The sequence below is a fragment of the Lentzea sp. NPDC054927 genome, assembly GCF_053610285.1.
Genome location: NZ_JBSGXZ010000001.1, coordinates 715,097 through 740,139, shown reverse-complemented (window position 1 = coordinate 740,139; position 25,043 = coordinate 715,097). Strand labels below are relative to the sequence as shown.

The window sequence follows — 25,043 nt, the reverse complement described above, 5'->3', positions numbered from 1 at the left end:
TGGGAGGTGCCGGTGACCGATGAGGAGCTGATCGTCGAGTTCGCGCTGACCCGCCTCGACCACCCCGGCCTCGACCTGGAGGAGGTCGCCACGCTCGTGGTCCGCCGGGTGGGGCCGGAACGGATGGTCGAGTTCGCCGGGCAGACCCTCGCGCACCGCGACGAGCTGCGGGGAGCGTTGTTCCCGGCCGCCGTCGAGCACGTGCTGCGGGTCGTGCTGACGTTGCGCGGGCCGCGTGACTAGGTCAGGTGCTGGACGGCTTGCCGGGTGAGTTCGATGACGCGCTCGGCGAGCGGTGAGAGCGTGCGGTTCGCCTGCCAGGCCAGGTAGATCTCGCGCGGTGTCAGGGCGGGTTCGATCTCGTGCGTGCGGATGTCGTCCGGCGGGACGTCCAGCGCCAGCAACGGCATCACCGCGATCCCCATCCCGGCGCGCACCATCGAGAGCACGCCCCGGTTGTCCGCCGTCCGGAACACGATCAGCGGCGCGACCCCGGCCTCGGCGTAGACCCGTTCCACCCGCGCCTGGTCGCAGATCGGCGGCTGGGCGACCATCGCGAGGCCGTCCAGGGCCCGCAGCGGAACCGGTCCGTCGGCGAACTGGCCGCGCCGGGCGACCACCACGTACGGGTCGTCGACGATCTTGATCTGCTCGACGTCACCTTTCAGGGGCCCGTCGAAGAACACCAGGTCGAGGCCGTCGGCGCTGGGCTGGTCGGTCTCTTCCTCGAACAACCGGATGTCCGCGGCGGGTTGTTCGTCGAGCAGCCTGCGCACCACGGTCGGCAGGATGACGTTGGTGATGCTCTGGAACGTGCCGATGTCGACGCGTCCCTCACCGGCCTTGAACCGTTCCACGGCGTCCTCGGTGGCGGCGACACGGGCGAGCAGCTCACGCCCGTGCGCGAGGAGGACCTCGCCGAGCGGTGTCAGCCGGACCGGTTTCGGGCCGCCGGGCCGGTCGAACACCGTGCCGCCGACGGCCTTCTCCAGCGCGGCGACCTGCTGGCTCACCGCCGACTGCGTGTAGCCGAGCCGGTCGGCGGCGCGGCCGAACGTTCCCTCTTCGGCCACGGCGCGCAGCGTGGCCAGGTGGCGCAGGTCCAGCATGAACATAAGGCTAGCTGTTGGACTTGAGCAGAACGTATCGCTTTTGTTAATGCTCGCTCGTCCCTAGCGTCGCTCTCATGAAATGCGCCCTCTGGTTACCGCTGTTCGACGGCCTCGCCGACCCGCTGCTCGTCGCCCGCATCGCCGCCGAGGCGGAGGAGCTCGGCTGGTCCGGCCTCTTCGTCTGGGACCACGTCCGCTGGCGCGAGCCGGTGACGCACGTGGCCGACCCGTGGATCACCCTGGCCGCCGTCGCCACCGCCACCGAACGGCTGCGGTTCGGCCCGATGGTCTCGGCCATCACCCGGCGCCGGCCGGTGAAGCTCGCCCGCGAGACCGCGACCCTGGACCTGCTCTCCGGCGGCCGGCTCGTGCTCGGCGTGGGGCTGGGCAGCGACCGGTTCGCGGGCGAGTTCTCCCGCACCGGCGAGGAGTGCGACGACCGGGTCCGCGGCCAGATGCTCGACGAGTCGCTGGAGATCCTGCGGGCGGCGTGGTCGGGCGAGGTCGTGCACCACCACGGTGCCCACTACACGGTGGACGGCGTCACGTTCCTGCCCCGGCCGGTGCAACGGCCTGGCGTGCCCGTGTGGGCTGCCGGTTTTCCCGGGAACACCCGGCCGATGCGTCGTGCGGCCCGGTTGGACGGGTTCTTCCCGGTCAACCTCACGTCCGCTGACCAGTTCGCGGACGCGGTCGGGTCGGTGGAGGCGCTGCGTTCTGGTGATGGGCCGTTCGACTACGTCTGCGAGGTCGAGCCTGGGGTGGACGTCGCGCCGTATGCCGAGGCCGGGGCCACGTGGTGTTTGACGGCGTTCGACCCCTCGACCTTGTCCGTGGACCACGTGCGTGGCGTGCTGCGCGATGGGCCGGCGGTGCGGTGATGCTGGTCAACGGGGTGGAGCTGTGGGTCGAGACGTTTGGCGACCCAGCGGACCCGGCCCGGTGAGCCTGGGTACTCGTCGGGTGACCTGGTGCTGGACGCCGTCGGTGTGCTGGACGCGCTCGGAGTCGAGCGGGCGCACGTCGTGGGGCGGTCGATGAGCGGGGCGATCGCACGGGGAGGCCCTGCGAGATGCGGTGCCCGGTGCGTCGCTGCTCGTGCTGCCCTCGGTCGGGCACGACGTGCCGCGGGCGGTGTGGCCCGAGTTCGTGAGCGTCCTGGTGAAGCACACGGCGTCATCGTGAGCTGCGGGACTCGACAGGGCTGAACGCATGTTCAATACTCTGAACATGCGTTCAGATCTGACGGCGCGTGCTCGCATCCGGGACGCCGCCCTGGCGCGGTTCGGCGCCGAGGGCGTGGCCGCTGTCTCCGTGCGGGCGATCGCGGCCGAGGCCGGGGTGTCGGCGGCGCTCGTGCTGCACCACTTCGGGTCGAAGGACGGGTTGCGGCAGGCGTGCGACGAGTACGTGCTCGAAGGCGTGGAGTCGGAGGCCGACCTCGGCGAACTGCTGGAGGCCGCGACGCCGGTGCGGCGGTATCTGGCGCGGGCGTTGCTGGACGGCACGGCCGGTGCCTCGGCGTTGTTCGACTCGATCGTGGCGCGTACCGAGTCGTGGCTGGCAGGGGGCGAGGCCGAGGGATGGGTGCGCCCCTGCTTGGACGCGCGCGCTCGTGCCGTGACGTATGTGTCCTGGTTGTTGGCGCCGTTGGTGTTGAGCGGACACGTTGGACGGCTGCTCGGTGGTGATCCGGCGGAGACCGCTACGGCTGTGCGGGCCGCACGGTCTGGGCTGGAGATGTTGACGCACGGCCTGTTTACCGATGACAGGTTCCTGTCTGCCTACTTGGGGGTTGGCGATGATTGAGATGGTGGCGAAGGCGTTCCGGATGGACGACGAGGCGTGGCGCCGGCACGCGAACCCGTGGAGCGTGTGGACCCGGTTCGCGGCGATCCCGGCGATGCTGCTCGCGATCTGGAGCCGCACCTGGATCGGCTGGTGGTGCCTGGTGCCGGTCTTCGCCGTGGTGGTGTGGCTGGTGCTGAACGTGAAGGTGTTCGCGCCGGTCGACTCGCCGCGTGGCTGGACTTCGCGAGGCATCTACGGCGAGCGTTTCTGGTTGGAGAACCGGTCGGCGTTGCCGCCTGACCACCGGGCGGTGTTGCGGGTGCTCGTGGCCGCGGGTTCGGCCGGGTTCGCGTTGATCATCTGGGGGCTGGTGGCGCTGGCGGTGTGGCCGACGGTGTTCGGTGCGACGCTGGTCGTGGGCGCGCAGCTGTGGCGCATTGACCGGTTCGGGTGGCTTTGGGAACGAGTGCAAGCGGGTTGAGCGGCGCTCGATCGCAGCTGCACGGAATTGTCAGGGGTGCCGGGTAACGTCCCCGGCATGAGTGCAGCTGGGGACCGGATTCAGGAGCTCGCCGCGCGGATCGTGGAGCTGCGTGACGCGTACTACCAGGGCGAGCCGTTGGTGGCCGACGCCGAGTACGACGCGATCGAGGACGAGTTCCGTGCGCTGATCGCGGAGCATCCGGAGCTGAAGCCCGCGGACAACCCGCTGGACCACGTCGGCGCGCCGTCGGTGCTGCACGCGCCGGTGCGGCACTCACGGCCGATGCTGTCGCTGGAGAAGGCGAACAAGCCCGAGCAGGTCGAGTCGTTCTTCGCGCGGTTCCCCGGTCAGCCGGTGGTCGTCATGCCGAAGCTCGACGGCCTGTCGCTGGCCCTGGTCTACGAGAACGGCAAGCTGGCGCGCGCGATCACCCGTGGCGACGGCACTACGGGCGACGACGTCACGTTCCTCACGCGCGCGCTGTGCGACGGCGTGCCGGACAAGGTGGACGCGCCGGGCCGCGTCGAGGTGCGCGGCGAGTGCGTGATGCTGCGCTCGACGTTCGACGCGTACAACAAGAAGAACACCGAGAAGCCGCTGATCAACCCGCGCAACGCCGCCGCGGGCACGTTGCGCGCGAAGGACCCGAAGGCGGTCGAGGGCCGGCGCATGCAGTTCTTCGCGTTCGACCTGACGACCGAGCCGGAGAGCGCCGACTCTGACCTGGACGCGGGCCTGCGCAAACTCGGGTTCAGCGTCGCCGAGATGAGCCACTGCTCGTCCGCCGCCGAGGCCCAGAAGCTCATCGAGGGCATCGAGCAGGCGCGCAACGACCTCGACTACGACCTGGACGGCGCGGTGCTGCGCCTGGCGAACCGCGACGCGTTCGCCGCCGCCGGCACCCGCTCCAGCTCCCCGCGCGGCGCCATCGCGTACAAGTTCGCCGCCGAGGAGAAGACGACGGTCCTGCTGGAGGTCAGGTGGGACGTGGGCAAGACCGGCAAGATCGCCCCGGTCGCCTGGCTCGAACCGGTCTTCGTGGGCGGCACCACCGTCACCCGCGCGACGCTGGCCAACCAGGAGGTCATCCGCTCCCGCGGCATCAAGATCGGCGACACGGTCCTGGTGCGCCGCGCGGGCGACGTGATCCCGTTCGTCGCGGGCGTGCTGGACGAGTCCAAGCGCACCGGCGACGAGCAGGAGATCATCCCGCCGTCGGACTGCCCGTCGTGCGGCCAGCCGCTGACCGAGCAGGGCAACAGCCGTGAGCTGTTCTGCACGAACGCGGTCTGCCCGGCCCAGACCGTGCGCCGCCTGATCCACTGGTCCTCCCGCGCCGCAGCGGACATCGACGCCATCGGCCAGGTGTGGATCGAACGCCTCGCCGAAACCGGCGACCTGGTGAACCCGTCGGACTTCTACACGCTGACCAAGGAACGCCTGCTGGAGTTCGACCGCGTGGGCGAGGTCTCCGCGACCCGCATGATCGAGTCCATCGACCGCAGCCGCTCCGTGGGCCTGCGCCGCGCGCTGATCGGCCTCTCGATCCCGATGGCCTCCGAAGGCACCGCGGCCCGCCTGTGCCGCGCGGGCTTCGGCTCCCTGGAAGAGGTGGCCGACGCGGGCGTCGAGAAGCTGGTCGCCGTCGAGGACATCGGCCAGAAGGTCGCCGAGTCCATCAACTTCCACCTGGACCGCCTCCGCCCGGAGATCGAGCGCCTGCGCGAACGCGGCGTGTCCCTGGAAGTCCGCGAGGAGGACCTGCCCCCGGTCGTCGTCGCCGGCGCGCCCCTGGAGGGCAAGTCCGTCGTGATCACCGGCTCCATCAGCGACCCGCGCTCCGGTGAGAAGGTCACCCGCCCGACGTTCCAGAAGATGTGCGAACGAGCGGGCGCCTCGGCCGCCTCGTCGGTGTCCGCGACGACCGACCTGCTGATCACCGGCGAGGGCGTCGGCGCGAACAAGCTGACGAAGGCGGAGAAGCTCGGCGTCGAGGTCGTCGACCAGGGCGAGATCTGGAAGAAGCTGATCGCGGCCGGCATCGCCTGAGCTCCCGGTTCCGGTTCCGGTTCCGAACGCAGGAAGCCCCCACGCTGACCGGGGGAGAACGGCAGCCTGGGGGCGGGTGCACGCCCTCGACCTGTCCGGGGGAGGACGACAGCTCGAGGGCGGAGTCTTGAGTGGTCGATGCGGCGGTCGCCTCTCGGCGGTGTGCTCGACGCGGTACCAGCCGGACGGTGTTCCGCGAAGGCTTTGGGGTGGGGCCCGGGGACTCGTTCCGCACCGACCGTCTGGTTCAACGGCGCGGGGTTGTGTTGTGTTCCAAGGTGATCTGTGTGGCCGCTCACCCCGGAGGGCCGGGAAACCGTGGCCGTGCGAGGAGAAGCGGAACGCCCTCAAGCCGTCTGGGGGGACGACAGCTTGAGGGCGGGGCATCCTCGAACCGCCCGTTGGGGGAGTGGGCGGCTTGAGGACGAGCTTGTGATGGTCGGTGCGGCGGTCGCCTCTCGGCGGTGTGCACGACGCGGTACCAGCCGGACGGTGTTCCGCGAAGGCTATGAGGTGGGGCCCGGGGACTCGTTCCGCACCGACCGTCTGGTTCAACGGCGCGGCGTTGTGTTGTGTTCCAAGGTGATCTGTGCTGTCGCTCACCCCGGCAACGCGCGAATTCCCTGCCCCGCAACGAGAAGCAGGACGCCCCCAGGCCGTCCGTCGGGGGAGTCGACGGCCTGGGGACGAGTCTGTGGTGGCCGGTGCGGCGGTCGCCTCTCGGCGAGGTGCTCGACGCGGTACCAGCCGGACGGTGTTCCGCGAAGGCGTTGAGGTGAGGCCCGGGGGACACGGACCGCACCGACCAACCTGTCCAACGGCACGGGTGCCCGTGGTGTTTCCGGATGATCTGTGTGGTCCCTCACCCGGTACCGGGATCTCGCGAAACCCTGGCCCCGCGGTCGGTGTCCCCGCTCTAATGGGGAGTGACGCCGCCCTGTCACAGGTTGGAGAAACCTGAATGGTGAGGCGGCGTTCGTTCCTGCTCGGGGCATCGGCCCTGCCACTCATCGGTACCGGCACGGCGTGGGCGGCCGGGCCGCTCGACGCCGGTCGGGCGGCTGCCGACTACTGGATCCGCACGATGAGCCTCGGCGGCAACGACTGGCAGGACGCGACCCTGCACAGCGGTGTCATGGCGCTGTACCGGGCCACGAACGACACCAGGTACCGGGACTACACGTTGAGCTGGGCGAACCGGCACAACTTCGGCCTCAGGAGCTCGTTGGGCAACCCGCACTTCGCCGACCACCAGGCCGCCGGGCAGCCGTACCTCGACCTGTACGAGGACAACCCGGAGCCACGCCGGCGCGCGGCGATCGTGCGGGAGATCGACGCGACGATCGCCACCGGGAGGACGGACTACTGGTGGTGGGTCGACGCGCTGCACATGGCGCTGCCGATCTACGCGCGGCTCGGCAGGATGGACTACGGCGACCGCCTCTACCGGTACACCCGGCAGCGGCTGTGGAACAACGGGCTGTGGTGGCGCGACAGCAAGTTCGTCAACAAGAACATCTACTGGTCACGTGGCAACGGGTGGGCGATCGCGGCGCTGGCCAAGGTGCTCAACGTCCTCCCGCCGGACTCGCCGTACCGCGCCGGCTACGTCAACGACTTCAAGCAGATGGCGGCGAAACTCGCCCAAGTGCAGCGGGCGGACGGGTTCTGGAACGTCAACCTGGGTGATCCCAACAACTATCCCGGCCCGGAGACGAGCGGTACGGCGTTCTTCACGTACGGGTTGGCGTGGGGCGTGCGCAAGGGCGTGCTGGAAACGGCTACCTACCGTCCCGTCGTCACGAAGGCGTGGGACGGGATGCTGCGCACGGCCCTGCAGACCAACGGCAGGCTCGGCTACGTGCAGGGTGTGGGCCAGCAGCCGTCGGACCATCAGCCGGTGGGGCGCAACGACACCTCGAACTTCGCGGTCGGGGCGTTCCTGCTCGCCACGTCGGAGGTCGCCAAGCTGTGAAACTGGCGGCACCTCACCCGGTCGTGCGCAGCACAAAGCGACGCACGGCCGGGGGTGCCGTTGGCGCGGAATCAGCTCGCGATCGCGAGTGGGACGAGCCGGGCGATCGTGTCGGCGGGGCTCGCGTGGATCAAGTGTGGCGTTCGTTCCGTGGCGGCCCCAAGGGGCCAAACTCAGATCAGGCCCAACCGCCGTGCCGCGAGGACGGCGTCACGGCGCTGATTCACGCCCAGCTTGCGATAGATGCCGCGCAGATGCGTCTTCACCGTGTTGACGGAGACGAACAGCGAGTCGGCGATCTCCTCCGTAGTGCGCATCGACGGCAGTTCGAGCAGCAGATCGCGTTCGCGGCCGGTGAGCACGTCGACGTGCCCGGTCGAGGCCGCGGGCAGCGCGGTCATCGTGGTGGTGGCGAACGACTCCAGCCTGCCGAATCGGCCGGCGCCGCGCGCGAGCAGGTCGCGCACCGGCTTGCCGGCGTTGAAGAACGGGCGCAACGCGCTGACCGGTTCCGCGGCGGCCAGCGCTCGAGTGACCGCCTCGTGCGCGCGCCGCTGGTCGCCCGCGCGTTCCACGATCACGGCCTCCAGCAGCCAGCCTTCCACGACCGTCGGGGCCGCGAGCGCGGGTAGTTCGCCGGACAGCAGCGGTTCGATGACCTTGCGGGCCTGCGACACGCGGGCGTTGTGGGTGTGCACGACCGCGCGCAACACCGCCTGCTCACCGCACGGGCCGAACATCGCCTCCACCTGGTCCGCCATCGCCGTCGCCCACTGCTCGTCCCCCGAGCGCAACGCGATCCGCTGCACCGCGGGGGCGATATGAGCTATGACAAGGGGTATCACCTGCTGCCCGGCGACGGCCTGCCACCGTTCGCGGATGCGGCCGACGACGGCACGCGGATCACCGGCCGTCGGGAACGACACGGCGGCGTCCAAAGTGGACACCGCTAGTCCGGTCGCCGGATCAGGGCGGTCGCCCAGTGCGTGCACCGCGCGGCCAGAGAGCTCAACGGCGCGTGCGTCATCCAGCCGCAGGTATGCCTGCACACCGACCAACGCGTAGGCGAGCGCACAGACGAAGTGGGACTCCCATCCCTTCTCCTCGGCGAACTCCAACGCCTCACCTGCCTGTCTGGCCGCGGTGCGGATGTCACCGCCGGCGCTGGTCAGTGCCGCCAGATGGACCTGGCAGTCCAGCGTCGCGTGGTCGAACCGCTCTTGCCGTGCGATCGCCGACGCGCGCAGGAGATCGTGCTCCGCGCTCGGATGATCACCGGACAGCAATGCCGCCACACCGCGGTTGAGCAACGCGGTCACCTCCGCGTCGGCGCCGCCACGCCCCGCCGCCGTGCGTGCCATCACCCGCAACGCGTCACCTTGTCGTGCGTCGAAACGGCCCCGGCGCAACAACGCCGTCGCGTGCAGCACCCGCACCCGGTCCTGCCGCAACGCGAGCGGTTCGCCGCCGAGTCCGGTCAGCACCCGGTCCGCGGCTGCCACGTCGCCCGCGTCCATCGCGACCAGTGCCGCGACGACGCCGACCTGAGGCCGGGCGAGCAGGTGGCCGGGCACCGCGTCGAACACCTCCCGCAGCCGCCCGCTGCCCTCCCGCAGCACCTCGGGCAGCACCGAGTGTTCGACGATCTCGGCGGTCAGCTGGTCGTCGCCCGCCCGCAAGGCGTGTCTCAACGCCACCGCGGGTTCCTCGTTGCGGTGATACCAGTGAGCCGCGGTCTGGTGCAGTGCCATCTCGTCGGCCGGGCGCGACCTGCGCAGTTCCGCGGACAGGTGCGCCCGCAGGACCGGATGACAGCGATACCACTCCGGTGCGGTGTCCAGCCTGCTGACGAACGAGTTGGTGCGTTCCAGCGCGTCGAGCACCACACCGGGGCTGGGATGCCGGGTGAGCTCGCCCGCCAGGTCCGCGGTGATCGTGTCGCACACGCTGGTCGCGACGAGCAGATCCCGCACCGGCCGGGAATGCCGGGCGAGCACCTCCTCGTTGAGGTACCGGCTCACGACCTGGTCCAGTCCCGCGAACAGCAGCAGGTCGTCGGGACGGGCGCCCGTGGTGGACATGCGCATGACCGCGAACCGCAGCCCGCCGATCCACCCCTCCGTCTTGTCGAGCAGCAGGCCGACGTCGTCGGGGGAGAGCTGGAGCCCGTGCACGGCCAGCAGGGCCTCCGTTTCGGCGCGGGTGAAGGTGAACTCGTGCGGCAGCACCTCGCGCACCCGCCCCTCCAGATGCAGCCGGCCGAGGTGCAGAGGTGGCGGGAAACGCCCCAGCAGCACTAGTCGTAGCCGGTCGGGCGGCCGGCGGGTGATCAGGTCGATGCTCGCGAGCGCGTCGGCGTCGCGGATCTCGTGCACGTTGTCGAGCACCAGGCACACCGGGGTGGGCATCTGGTCGACCGCGGCGATGACCGCCGACGAGAAACCGGGTTCGGTCAACGGGACCGCGCCGGTCAGGCCGAGGGCGTCGCGGACGGCGGCCCGCAGCCGCTCCGGCGCGTTGTCGTGCTCGTCGAGCGTCAGCCACGCCACCCGGTCGTCACGCCGCCGCGCCCACTCGGCGAGCAGCGTCGTCTTGCCGCAGCCCGCCGGGCCGGTGACCACCGTGACCGGCGCGGATGTCACGTGTTTGTCCACTGTGGATAGCAATGTGCCCCGGGGCACGAGAGGCGTCGCCGCGGTGGGCACGCGCAGTTTCGCCTGGCCGGTCTCGGACCTGGAAGGATCACACTCCGAACTGTCGGACATTGCTCTTTGTCTCCCGATGGAGTTCGTTTGGACATGATCGTCTGATCGAACCGCATCACCGCGAAGGCGGGCATGTGGACTCGTTCGCCTGGTCTGGAACGGAAATCAGCCACAGCGCACGGCCCATGAAGCCCATCAGCCGCGGTAGCAACGAGAGCACAGCGAGTGTCCCGTTCTTGCCTGCCGGTTCGCAGTCGTCCTCACCTCCACCTGTGACGACCACGGCGAGGAAAACGGCCACGGCGAGCACGATGCGCCTGGATCGGGAACGGTCGGGTTGACGGCTCAAGATCGGTCACCTCCGCCGTCGACGCTGCTCGCCCGCACACGTGCACGGCCTCCCCCGGCGTGGGCGGTAACGGCGTGCCGGCCGGCAGGGGTTCACCTCCGGCGGGTGAGGCAGCGGGCAGGGCCGCGCCAAGAACCTTTGCCTCATGAGCCACCGACTCGCGTTGCAAGACCTGATCGACGTCGTCCGTCCCGCCCGGCCCGTCGCATCCGTCTACCTGGGATCGAGCCCGTTGCGGTCCTGGCGGGGGCGCTGGCAGCGACTGGCGGACCAGCTGCGCTGCGACGGCGCGGATGCCGAACTCGTCAGCACGATCGGCGAAGTGCTGCACCGAGCCCGTTCTCTCTACCCGACGGCCGACGCGCTCGTGGCGTTCGCGGGCGAGGAACTGCCGGCGCGCGTCTTCCACACGCCCGGCCTGCGCCATCTGGACCTGGCCTGGTTCAGCTCACCGGCTCACGTCGTGCCGCTGCTCGCCTGGCTGCAGGACCGCCCGCCGCGCGTGGCCGTGACCGCGGGGCGGTGCAGTGCCGATCTGGTGGCGGGCAACGAACACGTCTCGCTCAACTACCCGGAACCGCAGTGGCAGGACGGGGTGCGGTCCGCCGCGGCCGCGTGCGCGGAGATGCTCGTCCGCCAGGAGTCGAGGCTGCTGGTGGTCGCGGGGGAGGACGCGGTGGTGGGCGCGTTGTGGGAGGCGCTGCCCGCCCCCGTCCGCCGCGACGTCGTGGTCCGGTGGAGCGGTCGCGCTCTCACGCCGGGCCGCATCGCGGCCGAGACGCGTGCGGCCGCCCGTTCGTGGACCGAAGGCGTGCTGGCCGACTTCAACGAACGCGGCCGCACCCACCGCCTGTCCGTGGAAGGCGCCGACGACACGCTCAACGCGATCGCAGCGGGCCGTCTCGACGACCTCCTCGTGGGCTTCCCGGAGGACGTCACCGCCACCGCCTGGTACGGCCCGTCCCCGACCGACGTGGCCCGAGGATGGTCTCCAGCCCGCCGCTGCGGCATGCTCGCGGACGTGGCGGTGCGCGCCGCCCTGCTGAGCGGCACGCGGGTGCACATGATCACCGCCGGCCTGCCGTCCGCGCCGTTCGAGAACATCGGCGGCCTGTGCCGCGCGCAGCTCGCCCTGGTGCGCTCATGACCGCCGACCTGGTGCCGCTGCGCACCGCTTTCGACGTCGGCTGGCTAGGCTACCGCCGCGACCAGGTCCAGCACTACGTGGGTGAGACCGAACGCGACTTCGAACTGCTGGCCACCGACCGCGACGCCGCCGAGGCCCGCGCACTGTCGCTGACGAAGGCTCTGGAGGCCGCACGCGAGGAGAACCGCCTGCTGCGCGACCGCGTCGACCGTCTCTGCCGCCAGCCGCTGTCGCCCGACTCCGTGGGCGAACGTCTCCGTCACGCCGTCGACTCGGCCCTGTCGGAGGCCGCCGCCATCGTGGAGCGGGCCGGCGCGATCGAGGACCACGTCTGGGCGTCCGCCCGGCAGACACACGCCGAGCACCGCGACCTGCTGACCACGACCCGCGAACGCATGTCCCGCCTCGTCCGCGAGGGCGAGGCCCGCCGCCGCGCGCTGGACGAGGCGGCGGCACAGCAACGCGCGCAGGCCGACGAGGACTTCGAGCTGGCGCTGGCGTTGCGCCGCAAGGAAACCCTGCGGGACGCGCGGCTGATCGAGGAGACCGCGCGGCGCCGGGCCGACCAGACGGTGCGGGAGGCGGCGCGGCAGGTGGAGGTGCTGCGGGAGCACCGCGACCACGTGGCCGAGGTGCTGCGGGTGGTGCACGCGCTGCTGGGCAAGGCGGCCGGACACGTGCGGGCGGGGGAGAACGCGCCAGGTGGGCTGTCGGGTGGCCGGTGTGCGGAGCGTTCGGGGGCAGGGGAGAGCACTGGTGGAGATGGCCGGGGCGTGGAGGGCCCGCGGGCGGCGGAGAGCCCGCTCGGTGGGTTGTCGGGGGAGCGTTCGGGGTCAGGGGAGAGCCCGCCCGGTGGGATGGCGGTCGCGGGTTCGGGGGCGCGTGGTGCGTCGCCGGTCGGGGGCGGCCGGGAAGTGGTGGGGCCGCGCTGGGACGTTGGCGAGGGGGCGGCTGATGGGCCGTCGACCGGGCCGTCGACCGGGCGGGGTCCGGACGTGGTGGGGCCGCGGTCGGGCGAGAGTGCTCCGGCTGGGTCGTCACCCGTCCCGACTTGGCGCGCGGACCACGGCCTGCCCGCGGAGCACGGGCGCGGCGGGCCGGCGTGAAGATCCTTCCCCTGGCGCTGGCCCAGTTCATCGCGAGCTACGCCGCCACCAACATGAACGTGGCCATCAGCACGATCGCCGACGACCTGGGCACCACGATCACCGGTGTCCAGACGACGATCACCCTGTTCACCCTCGTCATGGCAGCGCTGATGGTGCCGGGCAGCAAGCTCACCGACATCTGGGGGCGCCGCCGGTGTTTCGTGCTGGGCCTCGCGATCTACGGTGCGGGCGCCCTCCTCGCGGCGCTCGCCCCCGGCCCCGGAATGCTGCTGGTCGGGTACGCGCTGCTCGAAGGCACCGGCTCGGCGTTGATGATCCCGCCCATCTACATCCTCGTCACCGCGCTCGCCACGGATCCGGCCGCGCGAGCCAAAGGATTCGGCATCGTGTCCGGCGCGGGTGGGCTGGGTGCGGCGGCGGGGCCGTTGCTGGGCGGGCTGATCACCAGTGCGTTCAGCTGGCGCGCTTCGTTCGGGCTGCAGGTGCTGGTGGTCCTCACGATCATCGTGCTGGCCCGGAACCTGCCCAAGTCCACCCCGCAGCGCGGGAGGTTCGACGGGATCGGTGCGTTCCTGTCGGGCGCGGGGTTGTTCCTGCTGGTGCTGGGTGTGTTGCGCACCAACGTGAACGGCTGGCAGGCCACCACGTGGTTGCTGATCGGAGTGGGCGCGGTGGTGCTGGCGTTGTTCGGGGTGCACATCAACAGGGCGAAGAACCCGTTGTGCGAACCGAAGCTGTTCAAGGACCGCACGTCGAACCTCGGACTCGGCACACAGCTGGTCCAGTGGCTGGTGCTGCAGGGCACGTTCTTCGTGCTTTCCGTGCACCTGCAACAGGAACAGCAGCTCAGCGCGATCGAGACCGGCGTCGCGCTGCTGCCGGCCACGATCGGCATGCTGGTCACGTCGGCACTCGCGGGCAGGTTCGCGCGGAAGTACACGCAGCGCACGCTGATCCGGGTGGGTTTCGTGCTCACCATCGCGGGCACGTTGCAGCAACCGGTCGGGCTGTTCCTGCTCGGCGCGGGCATCGGGATCATGCTGACGGCATCGGTGAACGTCGTGCAGTCGCGCTGGCCTGATGAGGACCAGGCGGACGTGTCCGGGGTGTCGCGGGCGATGTCGAACCTGGGGTCCTCGCTCGGCACGGCGCTGGTCGGGTCGGTTCTGCTCGGGGCGGGGAGTCCGTACCGCGCGGCGCTGACGTTGCTGGTTCTCTTCGCAACAGCAGGACTGGGCATGGCGTTGTTCATCCGGAGCGACGGCGAACCGCGGCGAGGATGACCTTCAACGCCACGCCCAGCAGGAGCAGGTCCAGCACCATCTGCACGGTCACGAGGACTCGCGCGGCGGTGGAAACCGGGGTGATGTCACCGAATCCGACGGTCGCGAACACCGTGACGACGAAGTACAGGGCATCGGTGCGGCTCAGCGGAACGGTGAAACTGCCGGGCTGATGCCGGGCCAGCAGGAAACACGCTTGAGCGAACACCAAGAGGAACAACGGAATCACCAGTGCGAGCGCCTGCACGCCCTGCCAGCCGGGGTGCTTCGCCCGCCCGATCATCCGCACCTGCCACCAGAACACGACCGTCACCAGCAGCAGAGCGGCGACCAGCCGGAGCACGGTGTATCCGTCCTCCGGCTGGTCTATCGGCAGGCGGTAGTAGACCAGCAGCAGCACCCCGACAGTCGCTGCCGGCCGCACCACCGCCCAGGTCACGAGGTGAACGTCTCCTTCAGCAGCTTCTCCTGGTCCGCGGACAGGTTCGTGGTGATGAGCGAGGCACCGGTCTGCTTGAACTGGTCCGCGACCCGGTCCACGACCGCGTGCTCGGACATCACGAACAACGCGGACGTGCCCGGTGTGACGCTCTCGCGGACGTCCTGGACGAAGTTGTCATCGATGCCGGCCCGGGACAGCGATCCGGTCAGCGCCCCGATGCCCGCTCCGATCGCCGCCCCCAGCACCGGGATGAAGAAGATCAGCCCGAACAGGAGCCCCCAGAACGCTCCGCCGAGCGTGCCCGCGCCGGTGAGCTTGCCGAGCTCCTTGGTCTTCGGGCGTTTCGCACCTTCCTCCCAGTAGACGTACGCCGTGTCGCGGATGGTGATCAGTTGCTGGTCCTGGAGCTTCTGCAACAGGTCGAGCGCGTTGCGCGCTCCGTCGGAGGAGTCGAACTTCCACACGGTCAAAGTGGCCATGGCCGAAACTGTGCGAGAAGAACCGAGCACGAGTCCTCACCCGCCGCGGGTGAGCTGTTCGTCGAGGGTGACGGCCGCGTCGATGAGGGCCAGGTGGGTGAACGCCTGCGGGAAGTTGCCGAGCTGCTCGCCGGTCAGCGCGATCTCCTCGGCGAACAGACCCAGGTGGTTGCCGTAGGTCAGCATCTTCTCGAACACCAGCCGCGCCTCGCGAGCACGCCCGGACAGCGCCAGCGCGGTCACGTAGTTGAAGGTGCACAACGAGAACGTGCCCTCCGACCCGCGCAGTCCGTCCGGTGCGGCCTCGGTGTCGTAGCGCAGCACGAGACTGTCGTGCACGAGCGATTCCATGGCGGCCAGCGCGTCCAGCCACACCGGGTCGTGCGGTGAGACGAAACCGACCTGCGGCAGCCGAAGCAAGGACGCGTCCAGCGCGGAGGAGCCGTACTGCTGCACGAACGCTCCGGTCGACCGGTCCCAGCCCCGTTCCCACACCTGGCCGTAGATCCGGTCGCGCACCGAACGCCAGCGTTCCACCGGCCCCGGCCTGCCCTCCGCCGTGGCGATGCGGATCGCCCGGTCGAACGCGACCCAGCTCATCACCCGGCCGTAGGTGAAGTCGGCCCGGCCGGAGCGCGTCTCCCAGATGCCTTCCTCCGGCTGGTCCCAGTTCTCCGCCAGCCACGCCAGCTGCTCGACCACCGCGTGCCAGCCGCGGTGCGAGATCCGCAGACCGCACAGGTGCGCCGCGTACACGCTGTCCAGGAACTCGCCGTGGATGTCGAGCTGCAACTGGCCGGCCGCCCCGTTGCCCGCCCGCACCGGCGACGATCCCCGGTATCCCTCGAGATGCTCCAGCACCTGCTCGGTGAGATCCGCGGACCCGTCGACGGCGTACATCACCTGCAACGGCCCGGCCTCTTCGCAACGGTCGGTGAGCCATCGCCCGAACGCCGTGGCCTCCGAGGTGAAACCCAAGCGCAGCAACGACGACACGGCGAACGACGCGTCACGGACCCAGGTGTACCGGTAGTCCCAGTTGCGCTCACCACCGAGCTGCTCGGGCAGGCCGGTCGTCGGCGCCGCGATCAGCGCACCGGAGGGCGCGTGGCTCAGCAGCTTCAACGTGATCGCGGACCGGTCGACCGCCTCCCGCCAGCGGCCCCGGTAGGTCGACTGGGTGAGCCAGCCGTGCCAGAACAGCACCGTGGCGTCGAACAACTCCCGCGCCTCGGCCGCGCTGACTGCACGCGGCGGTCCGGTGGTACCGGACTCCAGCACGATGCCACGGGTCTGGCCCTCGGTCAGGGAGAGCGTGGCGTGCAGGTCCTGGGTGGGGGTGATCTCCCCGGACACCACCCGCGGATCGCCAGGCTCGCGCACCGCGTGCAGCACCAGCCCGAACTGGCCGCAGTCGAAGATCACGCCGTCGTCGGTGAGCTTCGCGCGGTGGGCGCGACGGCCGTAGTCGAACCGTGGCACCACATCGACCTCGAACGTCATGCGTCCGCGCACGCACCGCACGATGCGCACCAGCCGATGCCGTTCGGTCTCGTTCTCGTCCGGGAGCGGCGGCATGAAGTCGACGACCTCACCCGTGCCCTCGTCGGTCATGAACCGGGTGATCAGCACCGCGGTGTCGGGGAAGTACAGCTGGCGGCCGGTGTGCCCGGAAGCGGGCCTGATGCGGCAGAACCCGCCGCGCTGCCGATCGAGCAGCGAGGCGAACACGGAAGGCGAGTCGAACCGCGGGCTGCAGAACCAGTCCACGGTGCCGTCGGTGGACACCAGCGCGGAGGTCTGCAGATCGCCGATCAGCCCGTGGTCGGCGATCAGCGGGTACGGGGGTTGTGTCGTCATGTGATCGAGACTTCGCGGCGGGGCGGGGACAGGTCTTCACCCTCCCGGACCGAGCACCGCGCCGCCTCTCGCGCGAAACGGGTGAAGATCCGCGCCGCGCGCCGGTGCCACGGTGACCGGGCAAATCCTCGTCCCGAGACAACGGAGGCACGATGCGGGAAACAGGCTGGCTCGGCTGGATCTGGTTCGCGGGCATCATGATGATGGTCATGGGCTCGTTCAACGCCATTGAGGGGCTGGTGGCGTTGTTCCGCGGTGAGTACTACGTCGTGACCGAGGAGCAGGTGCTCGTCTTCGACCTCACCGCGTGGGGCTGGATCACCCTTCTGATCGGGATTCTGGTGGCGCTCGCGGGCGCCGCGCTGCTCTCCGGTGCCGCGTGGGCCAGGGTGCTCACGGTGGTGCTCGCGGTCGTCAACTCGGTGGCCCAACTGGCGTTCATGTCGGTGCACCCGGTGTGGTCCACGATCGTCATCACGTTGTGCGTCATAGTGATCTGGGCTGTGGTCGTCCACGGTTCGGAGGCGGACGCCACGACGACGACCAAGTACGAGACGACACCTCACCATTGATGCCTCGCGCACTCACGATCCTGCTCGGTGGCGCGGCCGCGGTCGTCGTGGTCGCCGGTGTGCGGGCGGTCGCGTGGCTGGTGGCGCCGGCGATGCTGGCGTTGCTGGTCGTCATCGCGATCAGTCCCGTGCACCGGCGGCTGCGCGGCCGCGGCGCGCCGCCGTGGCTGGCGACGCTGACGGTGGTGGTGCTCGTCTACGGCGTGCTGGGCGTCGTCGCCGTCACGGTGGCGATGTCCGGTGCGCGGCTGGTCTCGATGCTGCCGGAGTTCGCGCGCGACGAACTGGTCGTGCGGGCCGAGCGGGCGATCAACGGCATCGACAGGGGGCAGCTCGTCGGCGCGATCGGCGGGCTGCTCACCGAGCTGACGAGCCTCACCACGAGCCTGGTGTTCCTGGTGGCACTGCTGCTGTTCCTCGGTGCCGAGGTCGGCTGGGCGAACTCCCGGCTGGCCGACATCGCCGCGGACCGGCCGCACCTGCGGGAGGCGCTGATCGAGTTCGTCCGGCGGACCCGGCGTTATGTGCTGGTCACAACGGTGTTCGGGTTCATCGTGGCGGTGCTCGACACGATCGGTCTGGCCCTGCTGGGCGTCCCGCTCGCGCTGTTGTGGGGTGTGTTGTCCTTCGTCACCAACTACATCCCCACCATCGGGTTCATCCTCGGCGTCGTGCCGCCCGCGGTGCTCGCGCTGCTCCAGCACGGCCCGCGCCGGGCGCTGGCCGTGCTGGTGTTCTACGTGGCGCTGAACTTCGTGGTGCAGTCGCTGATCCAGCCGCGCTTCACCGGCGACGCCGCCGGGTTGTCGACCACCGTCACGTTCCTGGCCCTGGTGTTCTGGGCCTGGGTGCTCGGCCCGCTCGGCGCGTTGCTGGCGGTGCCGCTCACCGTGCTGGTGAAGGTGTTGCTGGTCGACATCGACCCGGCGGCGGGCTGGGCGGCGGCCCTGCTCAGACCGCCGCGAAGAGGTGACAGCCCCACGGCCCCAGCGCCACGTACAGCGGGCTGAGATCGTCCTCGTGCTCGTACACCATCCCGTCGAGCAGATCGGTGTACCGGTGGAGCTCTACCGGTAGCAGTCCCTGGGCCGGCCGGTCGGAGAAGTTCACGACCACCACGTGCCGGGCACCGCCGGCGGCTGTCCACGTCCACGCGAGCAGCCGCCGGCACGACTGGTTGTCCGGCCAGCCCTCGGCGTCGAGCAACCGCCACTCGCCGAGCCGCACCTGGTGATCGCTCACGATCGCGAGCAGGCGCCGGTACCAGGCGGCGAGGTCGTGGTCGAGAGGTTCGTCCGGCCGCCGGGCCAGGAACACCGGCGGCCGGACGCGCCTGCCCTCGAACTGGCCCTCGTGCCAGAGCGTCGCACCGGGCAGCGTCGCGATCGCCACCGCGGCCGCCCGTGCGGCGGCCGGTGGGAGTTCGCTCGCGATGCGCGGCTCGTCCTGGTTCTCCAGGAACCGCAGGAGCCTGGACTGGTAGGCAGGATCGGCACGCAGGTGATCGCGCACCCCGTCCCCGCTGAGGAGCCGGTCGTAGAGCCGTTTGTCGTAGCAGAAGTTGAAACCCTGCTGCTGCAACGGCCACTCCATGTCCCAGTACGCCTCGGCGATCAGCACCGTCTCCGGGTGGTCGGAGCGCAGGCTCCCGATGACCTCCGGCCAGAAGTCCTGCTCCGGCGGCGTTCTGCCCCACGTGCGCGCGAAGACCTCGTTGGTGGCGAGCATGGCCATGTCGCAACGGATCCCGTCGCACCGTGCGGCGACCGAGCCGAGCGTCATCGTGGCGGCCGCGCGGAACGCCGGGGAGAAGGCGTCGAGCTGCAGGACGTCCGGCCACGCCGGGAAGTACGGGTCCTTGCCGCGCGCCAGCACGTTCCCCCCGACGACGAGCCACCTCCGCGGGTCGTCGGTGTAGTCGTCGGCGTCCCCGCGCACGAAGAACTCCGGATGCTCCAGCACCCACGGATGGTCCGGCGCCACGTGGTTCGGCACGTAGTCGAGGATCAGCCGCACCCCGCGCGTGGCCAGTTCGGCGCGGGCCTTCGCGAGGCCCTCGTCACCGCCGAACTCCTCGGCCACGGCGTAGCGGCGCACGCAGTACGGCGACCCGGCGACGTCCTCCGCGCGCAGGTCCGGCAGCGCCGCGCGGAACGACTCCCGCAGGCCGGCGTGCGCGTTCGCGATCGCGAGGCCCAGCACGCTGCGTTCCCACACTCCCATCAGCCACACCGCGTCGACCCCGGCCGGGGTGACCGCGTGCCAGGCGGAGGCGGGCACGTCGCCGAGGGGGACCTCGCGACCTGCCTGGTGCGACAGCTCGTTCAGCCACACGGCCGTGTTGATCTCGTAGATGACCGGTTGCTCTGGCCAGCTCATCGCGCCACCTCCCGCGGCAGCAGGGCGACCAGCGCCGTCCACCCGGTCTGGTGGCTCGCGCCGATGCCCGCGCCGTTGTCGCCGTGGAGGTACTCGTAGAACAACGGCAGCTCCTGCCAATGCGGATCCCTGTACCGCGTCTGCCCGCCGTGCACCGGCCGACCGTCCACACCGGACAGAAATGTGTCGAGCAGCCGTTCGCCGATGTCGTCCGCCACCTGGCGGAGGTTGCGCTGCCGCCCGGAGCCGGTCGGGCACTCCACGGTGAACTCGTCGCCGTAGTACTCGTGCAGGTGCCGCAACGCCCGGATGACCAGCGCGTTGATCGGGAACCACACCGGTCCCCGCCAGTTCGAGTTGCCACCGAACATGCCGCTGTCGGACTCGGCCGGCAGGTAGCCGACGCGGTGCTCGACACCGTCGACGGTGAGCACGTACGGATGTTCGGCGTGCCAGCGCGACAACGAGCGGATCCCGTGCGGGCTCAGGAACTCCGCGGGGTCGAGCATCCGCGCGAGGATCCGGCGCAGGCGACTCTCGTCGAACAACGAGAACAGCACGGGGCCGTCCGCGTCGGTCTGCGCGCCGTGCCCCCACAGCGCCGCTCGCACGGCTGGATGCCGGTCGAGGAACTCCCGCATGCCGTCCACCAGCTCGGGATGCTCGCGCCGGACCTCCGGCCCGATCACCGTCGCGGCGGCCAGCGGCAGCAACCCGACGGCCGAGCGGACCTTCAACGCCGTGGTGGTCCCGTCCGGATGCCGCAGCACGTCGTGGAAGAAGCCGTCCTCCTCGTCCCACAACCCGCTGCCCACGTTGCCGGTGGCCGCCGCGATCCACGCGAGGTTCTCGAGCAACGTCGCGGCCTGCTCCACCTCGCCCAGTTCGAGCGCCATCTGGATCAGGTTCTGGCAGTACAACGCCATCCACGCGGTGCCGTCCGCCTGGTCGATCCGCCCGCCGGTCGGCAGGGGAGCGCTGCGGTCGAACACCCCGATGTTGTCCAGCCCGAGGAACCCGCCCTGGAACAGGTTGCGGCCGTCGGCGTCCTTGCGGTTGAGCCACCAGCCGAACGCGCGCAGCAGCGGCGGGAACACTCGCGCCAGGAACTCCTTGTCGCCGTCGTACTGATAGACGAACCACGCCGCCCACGCGTGCGCCGGTGGATTGACGTCGCTGAAGTTCCACTCGTAGGCCGGAATCTGGCCGTTGGGATGCAGGTAGCGGCGGCCGAGCAGCAGTTCGATCTGCTGCTTCGCGAGCTCCGGGTCGACGACCACCAGCGGCACCGCGTGAAAGGCCAGGTCCCACGCGGCGAACCACGGGTACTCCCACTTGTCGGGCATGACGATGACGTCCTGGGCGACGAGGTGCCGCCAGTTCTGGTCGCCTGCCAGCGGATCCGCGCCTCGTTCGGTCAGCCAGCGCTCGACGTCGAACGCGTAGTACTGCCGCGACCACAGCAGCCCCGCCAGCGCCTGCCGGCACACCAGCCGTTCGTCGGTGCGCGGATCACCGCCGAGCACCTCGTCGTAGAAGTCGTCGGCCTCCTCACGCCTCGCGCTGATCGTCGCGTCGAAGTCCGCGAATGGGTCCTGGAGACTGCGGTCGCTGAGCCGGACCCTGACCTGGGCGCTGCGGCCCGCTGGGATGCGGACTTCGTGGTGGGCGGCGGCTTTCGTGCCGACGCCGTCCGGTGTGACCGCGGTGAGATCGCCGTGCAGCACGGCCCGTTCGATGCCGTCCTTCACGTGCGGGGTGACGTTGGCCGAGCCGAACACGCGCTCGTTGTCGGTCTCGTTCTCCGTCACGAGGATCGGGGCCGGCGGCGCGACGTACCACCACCGCACGCCGAGTTCCGGGTGCTCGGCCCGCACGGTGCCGGGCTCGCAGGTGTGCAGCGTCGGCATGCGGACATCGCCCGCCCACGACCAGGTGTGCCGGAACCACAGCGTGGGCAACAGGTGCAGCGTCGCGTCTTCCGGGCCGCGGTTGTGGGCCGTGACGCGCATCAGCACGTCCTCGGGACCGTCCTTCGCGTACTCCACCACGACGTCGAAGTAGCGGTCGTCGTCGAACACGCCAGTGTCGAGCAGCTCGTACTCGGGGTCCTGCCGGGTGCGCGCGGCGTTGGTGGCGACGAGGTCCTCGTACGGGAACTTCGCCTGCGGGTACTTGTAGAGCATCCGCAGGTACGAGGAAGTCGGTGTGGCGTCGAGGTAGTAGTAGCACTCCTTGACGTCCTCGCCGTGGTTGCCCTCGCCGTTGGTGAGACCGAACAACCGTTCCTTGAGGATCGTGTCGGTGCCGTTCCACAACGCCAGCGACAGACAGACGCGCTGCCGGTCGTCGCTGAACCCGGCCAGCCCGTCCTCACCCCATCGATACGCCCGATACCTGGCCTGGTCGTGGGTGAACGCCGTCCAGGCGTCGTCGCCACCCTCGCGGACCGTGCCCCACTGCCGTTCGCTGAGATACGGTCCCCACCGCCGCCACGGACCCGCCTCCTGCAGTCGCTGCTTCTCCGCACTGACCACGTCGACCACCTCTCGTCGCTCGGAAACCCCAGGCTGGCGGGGAGATCGGGCGTGCCGGTTCACCTCGCGCGGATGGTTCGGAGGTCCGCGACCACCCGTGCCGGAGGAGTTGGCCCCTCGCCGCGGCAGGCGTGACGCGAGGAGGATGAGGGGATGGCGACCGCGTTCGTGCTCGCAGGCGGTGGGAGCTTGGGCGCGACAGAGGTCGGCATGCTGGCAGCGCTCACCGACGCTGACGTCCAGCCGGACTTCGTCGTCGGCACCTCGGTGGGCGCGGCCAACGCCGCGTGGTTCGCGCTGCATCCGTCCCATGTGGACACATTGGTCGATCTTTGGGTCTCCTTGCGCCGCAACGATGTCTTCCCAATTCGGCCGGTGCGCGGTCTGCTCGGCCTGCTGGGGTTCCGCGACCACCTCGTGCCGAACTCCGCGTTGCGCCGCCTGCTGGAACGCTCGCTGGGCTCGATCGACCTGACCAGCACGGTGATACCGGTGCACGTCGGCGCGACCGATGTGCTGTCCGGCGAGGAAGTCCTGCTGTCGAGGGGAAACGCGGTCGACGCGGTGCTGGCCTCGACCGCGATTCCCGCTGTGTTCCCTCCGCTGCTGCTGGACGGCCGGTACCTGATGGATGGCGGCGCGGTGAACAACAACCCGGTGTCCCACGCGGTCGCGCTGGGCGCTGATCAGGTGTGGGTGCTGCCGACCGGGTACGCGTGCTCGTTGACCTCGCCGCCGAAGAGCGCCGTCGCGATGGCGTTGCAGGCGTTGACGTTGCTGGTCAACCATCGGCTGGCGGTGGACGTCGAACGCTATCGGGACGAGGTCGAGCTGCGGGTCGTGCCGTCGCTCTGCCCGCTGCGGGTGTCACCCGGTGATTTCAGTCGTGCGCGGGAGCTGATCGACGCCGCGTACGCGAGCACCCGCGACTGGCTGGCGGCCGGGTGCCCGGCCGGTTCGGCGCATCAGGCCTGCGGCTCGAACGCCTAGGTGGCGACCCGGTGCCCGTGAGGGCCTGGGCCCTCTGGGCTCGTTGATCCCGACAGGCGTCTGCAAGTACCACCAACACTTGATCGAATCGCCCTCAACTACACCCAACCTGTTCGCTCCCGACGGGTCCGGGAGCTGTTGGTAGTGGAAAAGTGCTTGTCGATGTTGAGTTGGTGGTACTTGCGGACGCCATCAGGGCCAGGCGACGGCTGCTTGGCGCGTCACGGACAGACCTTTGGCGGCCTGCTCTCAGTAGAAGCAGCCGGTCCTCGGCAGCGAGGACGGCGCCGGCGGCGTGCGGCCGTCGTAGATCGCGAGCAGGAAGTTCTGCGGGCAGTACGACGTCCCGCTGATCTTGATCGCGAAGTGCAGGTGCGGGCCGGTCGAGTTGCCGGTGTTGCCGGTCGTGCCGACCCGGTCGCCGGCCTTGACGGCGGCACCGTTCGCCACGGACCACCCGGAGAAGTGGCAGTAGATGTAGTCGACGCCGCTCTTGACGATCCGCAGGCCGTTGCCGCAGCCGCTGGGCTCGTTGATGCGGTAGGCGGTGCCGGTGACCGCCGCGTACGCCGGAACGTTGTTCACGGGCAGGTCGATGGCCGGGTAGTCGTGGTGCGGGTCGTCGTACTCGCTGCGCGGGAGGGCGCTCTTGGCCAGCGGCAGGCTGTAGGAGCCGCCACCGGACGACGGGGTGCCGCCGACCAGGGTCTGCCAGGTGTTCGGGCCGACGACGCCGTCGGCGGTGAGGCCCTTCGAGCTCTGGAACGCGACCGCGGCGTTGTGGGTGCCGCCGCCGAAGTCGCCGTCCTCCGCCAGGCCGTAGCCGTAGCGGTTGAGCTGGACCTGGGCGGCGCGGACCGCGTTGCTGTTGTTGCCGCGCTGGACGCTGACGATCAGCTTCGGCCAGGTGTTCGGGCCGATCTCACCGTCGGAGGACAGGCCGTTGGCACTCTGGAACTGCTTGACCGCCGTCTCGGTGGCCGGGCCGAACTCACCGTCGGCGCCGATGTTGTAGCCGCGGTGGCGCAGCAGGTGCTGGGCGGTCAGGACGTTCGAGCCGGTCTGGCCGACCTTGACGTTCGGCCACGCCGGCAGAGCGGCCTGAGCAGGGCTGACGAGTCCTATCAGAACCCCGAACGAGATCAGGGCGGCAACGAGGATTCTCATGCCCAGCACGCTAGGAACGCACCAGCACCGGCCGCCCTAGTCGCGAGACCAGTTGCGTGCGGTCGCGGCAGCCGAACTTCCTCAGCAGGTTGGAGACGTGGTACTTGACCGCGCTCACCGTGATGAACATGGCGGTGGCGATCTCCGCGTTCTCCCACCCCTCCGCCACCAGCCGCAACGCCTCGCGCTCGCGGTCGGTGAGCGACGCCGGCGGGGGAGTGGGCAGCAGGGACGACACCAGCCGCGGCGACACCCAGCCGCCGAACCGGTGCACGTCGTGGATCGCCCGCACGATGTCGTCCAGCGGGTCGTCGGCGAGCACGAGCCCGGTCACGCCCGCCCGGACCAGACCGTCGACGGCACCGGCGAACGGCAGCACCGCGACGGTCCGCGGCCCACTGGCGGTGGAGGCGTCGGCAACGGTCACATCGGCGGGAGTGCCTGGGGCAGCCCATGGCAGGGCGGCGAGGCGCGAGGAGATCTTGTCTGCCAGCAGGGCGCTGTGCAGCGACAGCGCGACATGGATTTTCCGCACAGCCCGGAACGGTCTGCTGAGGACCGTATTTTCCCGTATCGGCTGCGTATAACGCCTGGTCGTTGTTACCGTTCCGCC

The 25,043-nt window shown here is 70.2% G+C and carries 22 protein-coding genes; 12 read left to right on the top strand and 10 right to left on the bottom strand.

The genetic code is table 11. The features are described from left to right. The first annotated feature begins 12 nt into the window (after positions 1–12). Positions 13–243 carry a hypothetical protein gene (locus ACWGE0_RS03435; RefSeq protein WP_452259283.1) on the top strand — a complete coding sequence of 77 codons (231 nt, stop codon included), beginning with the start codon at positions 13–15 and terminating at the stop codon, positions 241–243. On the opposite strand, the gene ACWGE0_RS03430 is transcribed toward ACWGE0_RS03435, so the two are convergent. Further along, positions 240–1,109 carry a LysR family transcriptional regulator gene (locus ACWGE0_RS03430; protein ID WP_452259282.1) on the bottom strand — a complete coding sequence of 290 codons (870 nt, stop codon included), beginning with the start codon at positions 1,107–1,109 and terminating at the stop codon, positions 240–242. The genes ACWGE0_RS03435 and ACWGE0_RS03430 overlap by 4 nt on opposite strands. A 77-nt stretch (positions 1,110–1,186) precedes the next feature. On the opposite strand from ACWGE0_RS03430, the gene ACWGE0_RS03425 reads away from it, so the two are divergent. The 5 genes from ACWGE0_RS03425 to ACWGE0_RS03405 all read left to right on the top strand — a co-directional run bounded on the left by ACWGE0_RS03425 (position 1,187) and on the right by ACWGE0_RS03405 (position 7,411). After that, complete coding sequence (locus ACWGE0_RS03425) at positions 1,187–1,993, top strand: LLM class flavin-dependent oxidoreductase (protein WP_452259281.1); 807 nt, start codon at positions 1,187–1,189, stop codon at positions 1,991–1,993. Between the two features lie 349 nt (positions 1,994–2,342). Beyond that, positions 2,343–2,921, top strand: a complete 579-nt coding sequence (locus tag ACWGE0_RS03420) for a TetR family transcriptional regulator (RefSeq protein WP_452259280.1) — start codon at positions 2,343–2,345, stop codon at positions 2,919–2,921. After that, positions 2,914–3,384, top strand: coding sequence for a DUF6653 family protein (locus tag ACWGE0_RS03415; protein ID WP_452259279.1), 471 nt, complete (start codon positions 2,914–2,916; stop codon positions 3,382–3,384). Before ACWGE0_RS03420 ends, ACWGE0_RS03415 begins: the two co-directional genes overlap by 8 nt. Before the next feature lie 57 nt (positions 3,385–3,441). Beyond that, on the top strand, positions 3,442–5,436 hold the full coding sequence (gene ligA / locus ACWGE0_RS03410) for an NAD-dependent DNA ligase LigA (protein ID WP_452259278.1): 1,995 nt from the start codon (positions 3,442–3,444) through the stop codon (positions 5,434–5,436). 961 nt (positions 5,437–6,397) lie between these two features. Then, entirely contained in the window at positions 6,398–7,411 is a 1,014-nt protein-coding gene (locus tag ACWGE0_RS03405) for a glycoside hydrolase family 88/105 protein (RefSeq protein WP_452259277.1), read from the top strand. A gap of 173 nt (positions 7,412–7,584) precedes the next feature. Here the strand turns inward: ACWGE0_RS03405 and ACWGE0_RS03400 are convergent, their stop codons facing one another. Both ACWGE0_RS03400 and ACWGE0_RS03395 read right to left on the bottom strand, forming a co-directional pair. After that, positions 7,585–10,053: a LuxR C-terminal-related transcriptional regulator gene (locus ACWGE0_RS03400; protein WP_452259276.1), complete on the bottom strand. Its 2,469-nt coding sequence runs from the start codon at positions 10,051–10,053 to the stop codon at positions 7,585–7,587. Positions 10,054–10,231: 178 nt separating this feature from the next. Next, entirely contained in the window at positions 10,232–10,417 is a 186-nt protein-coding gene (locus ACWGE0_RS03395; protein WP_452259275.1) for a hypothetical protein, read from the bottom strand. A 193-nt stretch (positions 10,418–10,610) separates the two neighbouring features. Here ACWGE0_RS03395 and ACWGE0_RS03390 point away from each other — a divergent pair, with 193 nt between their 5' ends. The 3 genes from ACWGE0_RS03390 to ACWGE0_RS03380 are packed head-to-tail and all read left to right on the top strand — an operon-like array spanning position 10,611 to position 14,004. Continuing rightward, on the top strand, positions 10,611–11,612 hold the full coding sequence (locus tag ACWGE0_RS03390) for a hypothetical protein (protein ID WP_452259274.1): 1,002 nt from the start codon (positions 10,611–10,613) through the stop codon (positions 11,610–11,612). Then, the gene (locus ACWGE0_RS03385; protein ID WP_452259273.1) at positions 11,609–12,718 is read left to right on the top strand and encodes a hypothetical protein; all 1,110 of its coding nucleotides are present in this window, start codon (positions 11,609–11,611) and stop codon (positions 12,716–12,718) included. The genes ACWGE0_RS03390 and ACWGE0_RS03385 overlap by 4 nt, the downstream gene beginning before the upstream one ends. Then, entirely contained in the window at positions 12,715–14,004 is a 1,290-nt protein-coding gene (locus tag ACWGE0_RS03380; RefSeq protein WP_452259272.1) for an MFS transporter, read from the top strand. The genes ACWGE0_RS03385 and ACWGE0_RS03380 overlap by 4 nt, the downstream gene beginning before the upstream one ends. On the opposite strand, the gene ACWGE0_RS03375 is transcribed toward ACWGE0_RS03380, so the two are convergent. From ACWGE0_RS03375 to ACWGE0_RS03365, 3 genes are read right to left on the bottom strand one after another with little or no spacing between them, the layout of a single operon-like run. After that, the gene (locus ACWGE0_RS03375; RefSeq protein WP_452259271.1) at positions 13,970–14,443 is read right to left on the bottom strand and encodes a potassium channel family protein; all 474 of its coding nucleotides are present in this window, start codon (positions 14,441–14,443) and stop codon (positions 13,970–13,972) included. The two genes, ACWGE0_RS03380 and ACWGE0_RS03375, sit on opposite strands and share 35 nt — an antisense overlap. Next, positions 14,440–14,925: a DUF1269 domain-containing protein gene (locus tag ACWGE0_RS03370; RefSeq protein ID WP_452259270.1), complete on the bottom strand. Its 486-nt coding sequence runs from the start codon at positions 14,923–14,925 to the stop codon at positions 14,440–14,442. Before ACWGE0_RS03370 ends, ACWGE0_RS03375 begins: the two co-directional genes overlap by 4 nt. A 36-nt stretch (positions 14,926–14,961) precedes the next feature. Beyond that, positions 14,962–16,785 (bottom strand): glycoside hydrolase family 15 protein, encoded by a 1,824-nt coding sequence (locus ACWGE0_RS03365; RefSeq protein ID WP_452259269.1) that lies wholly within the window; start codon positions 16,783–16,785, stop codon positions 14,962–14,964. A 152-nt stretch (positions 16,786–16,937) separates the two neighbouring features. On the opposite strand from ACWGE0_RS03365, the gene ACWGE0_RS03360 reads away from it, so the two are divergent. Together ACWGE0_RS03360 and ACWGE0_RS03355 are read left to right on the top strand one after the other, a co-directional pair. Next, a complete protein-coding gene (locus tag ACWGE0_RS03360; RefSeq protein WP_452259268.1) occupies positions 16,938–17,357 on the top strand; it encodes a DUF7144 family membrane protein in 420 nt (139 codons plus the stop codon). Next, positions 17,357–18,367 carry an AI-2E family transporter gene (locus tag ACWGE0_RS03355; protein WP_452259267.1) on the top strand — a complete coding sequence of 337 codons (1,011 nt, stop codon included), beginning with the start codon at positions 17,357–17,359 and terminating at the stop codon, positions 18,365–18,367. The genes ACWGE0_RS03360 and ACWGE0_RS03355 overlap by 1 nt, the downstream gene beginning before the upstream one ends. Here ACWGE0_RS03355 and ACWGE0_RS03350 read toward each other — a convergent pair. Next, positions 18,309–19,736, bottom strand: coding sequence for an alpha-amylase family glycosyl hydrolase (locus ACWGE0_RS03350; protein ID WP_452259266.1), 1,428 nt, complete (start codon positions 19,734–19,736; stop codon positions 18,309–18,311). The two genes, ACWGE0_RS03355 and ACWGE0_RS03350, sit on opposite strands and share 59 nt — an antisense overlap. Next, positions 19,733–22,273, bottom strand: coding sequence for an MGH1-like glycoside hydrolase domain-containing protein (locus ACWGE0_RS03345; RefSeq protein ID WP_452259265.1), 2,541 nt, complete (start codon positions 22,271–22,273; stop codon positions 19,733–19,735). The genes ACWGE0_RS03350 and ACWGE0_RS03345 overlap by 4 nt, the downstream gene beginning before the upstream one ends. A gap of 153 nt (positions 22,274–22,426) precedes the next feature. Between ACWGE0_RS03345 and ACWGE0_RS03340 the strand changes: the two genes are divergently transcribed. Then, positions 22,427–23,263, top strand: coding sequence for a patatin-like phospholipase family protein (locus ACWGE0_RS03340; RefSeq protein WP_452259264.1), 837 nt, complete (start codon positions 22,427–22,429; stop codon positions 23,261–23,263). A gap of 249 nt (positions 23,264–23,512) precedes the next feature. On the opposite strand, the gene ACWGE0_RS03335 is transcribed toward ACWGE0_RS03340, so the two are convergent. Together ACWGE0_RS03335 and ACWGE0_RS03330 are read right to left on the bottom strand one after the other, a co-directional pair. After that, positions 23,513–24,430: a peptidoglycan-binding protein gene (locus ACWGE0_RS03335; protein ID WP_452259263.1), complete on the bottom strand. Its 918-nt coding sequence runs from the start codon at positions 24,428–24,430 to the stop codon at positions 23,513–23,515. Between the two features lie 10 nt (positions 24,431–24,440). Further along, entirely contained in the window at positions 24,441–24,965 is a 525-nt protein-coding gene (locus ACWGE0_RS03330; protein WP_452259262.1) for a helix-turn-helix transcriptional regulator, read from the bottom strand. Positions 24,966–25,043 lie beyond the last annotated feature (78 nt).

Bases quoted from the DNA above. Each gene is read 5' to 3' on its own strand.
- ACWGE0_RS03430 (WP_452259282.1), bottom strand. From the start codon at position 1,109: ATGCTGGACCTGCGCCACCTGGCCACGCTGCGCGCCGTGGCCGAAGAG.
- ACWGE0_RS03365 (WP_452259269.1), bottom strand. From the start codon at position 16,785: ATGACGACACAACCCCCGTACCCGCTGATCGCCGACCACGGGCTGATC.
- ACWGE0_RS03420 (WP_452259280.1), top strand. From the start codon at position 2,343: ATGCGTTCAGATCTGACGGCGCGTGCTCGCATCCGGGACGCCGCCCTG.
- ligA (WP_452259278.1), top strand. From the start codon at position 3,442: ATGAGTGCAGCTGGGGACCGGATTCAGGAGCTCGCCGCGCGGATCGTG.
- ACWGE0_RS03370 (WP_452259270.1), bottom strand. From the start codon at position 14,925: ATGGCCACTTTGACCGTGTGGAAGTTCGACTCCTCCGACGGAGCGCGC.
- ACWGE0_RS03355 (WP_452259267.1), top strand. From the start codon at position 17,357: ATGCCTCGCGCACTCACGATCCTGCTCGGTGGCGCGGCCGCGGTCGTC.
- ACWGE0_RS03405 (WP_452259277.1), top strand. From the start codon at position 6,398: ATGGTGAGGCGGCGTTCGTTCCTGCTCGGGGCATCGGCCCTGCCACTC.
- ACWGE0_RS03335 (WP_452259263.1), bottom strand. From the start codon at position 24,430: ATGAGAATCCTCGTTGCCGCCCTGATCTCGTTCGGGGTTCTGATAGGA.
- ACWGE0_RS03425 (WP_452259281.1), top strand. From the start codon at position 1,187: ATGAAATGCGCCCTCTGGTTACCGCTGTTCGACGGCCTCGCCGACCCG.
- ACWGE0_RS03340 (WP_452259264.1), top strand. From the start codon at position 22,427: ATGGCGACCGCGTTCGTGCTCGCAGGCGGTGGGAGCTTGGGCGCGACA.
- ACWGE0_RS03360 (WP_452259268.1), top strand. From the start codon at position 16,938: ATGCGGGAAACAGGCTGGCTCGGCTGGATCTGGTTCGCGGGCATCATG.
- ACWGE0_RS03390 (WP_452259274.1), top strand. From the start codon at position 10,611: ATGAGCCACCGACTCGCGTTGCAAGACCTGATCGACGTCGTCCGTCCC.
- ACWGE0_RS03385 (WP_452259273.1), top strand. From the start codon at position 11,609: ATGACCGCCGACCTGGTGCCGCTGCGCACCGCTTTCGACGTCGGCTGG.
- ACWGE0_RS03350 (WP_452259266.1), bottom strand. From the start codon at position 19,736: ATGAGCTGGCCAGAGCAACCGGTCATCTACGAGATCAACACGGCCGTG.
- ACWGE0_RS03415 (WP_452259279.1), top strand. From the start codon at position 2,914: ATGATTGAGATGGTGGCGAAGGCGTTCCGGATGGACGACGAGGCGTGG.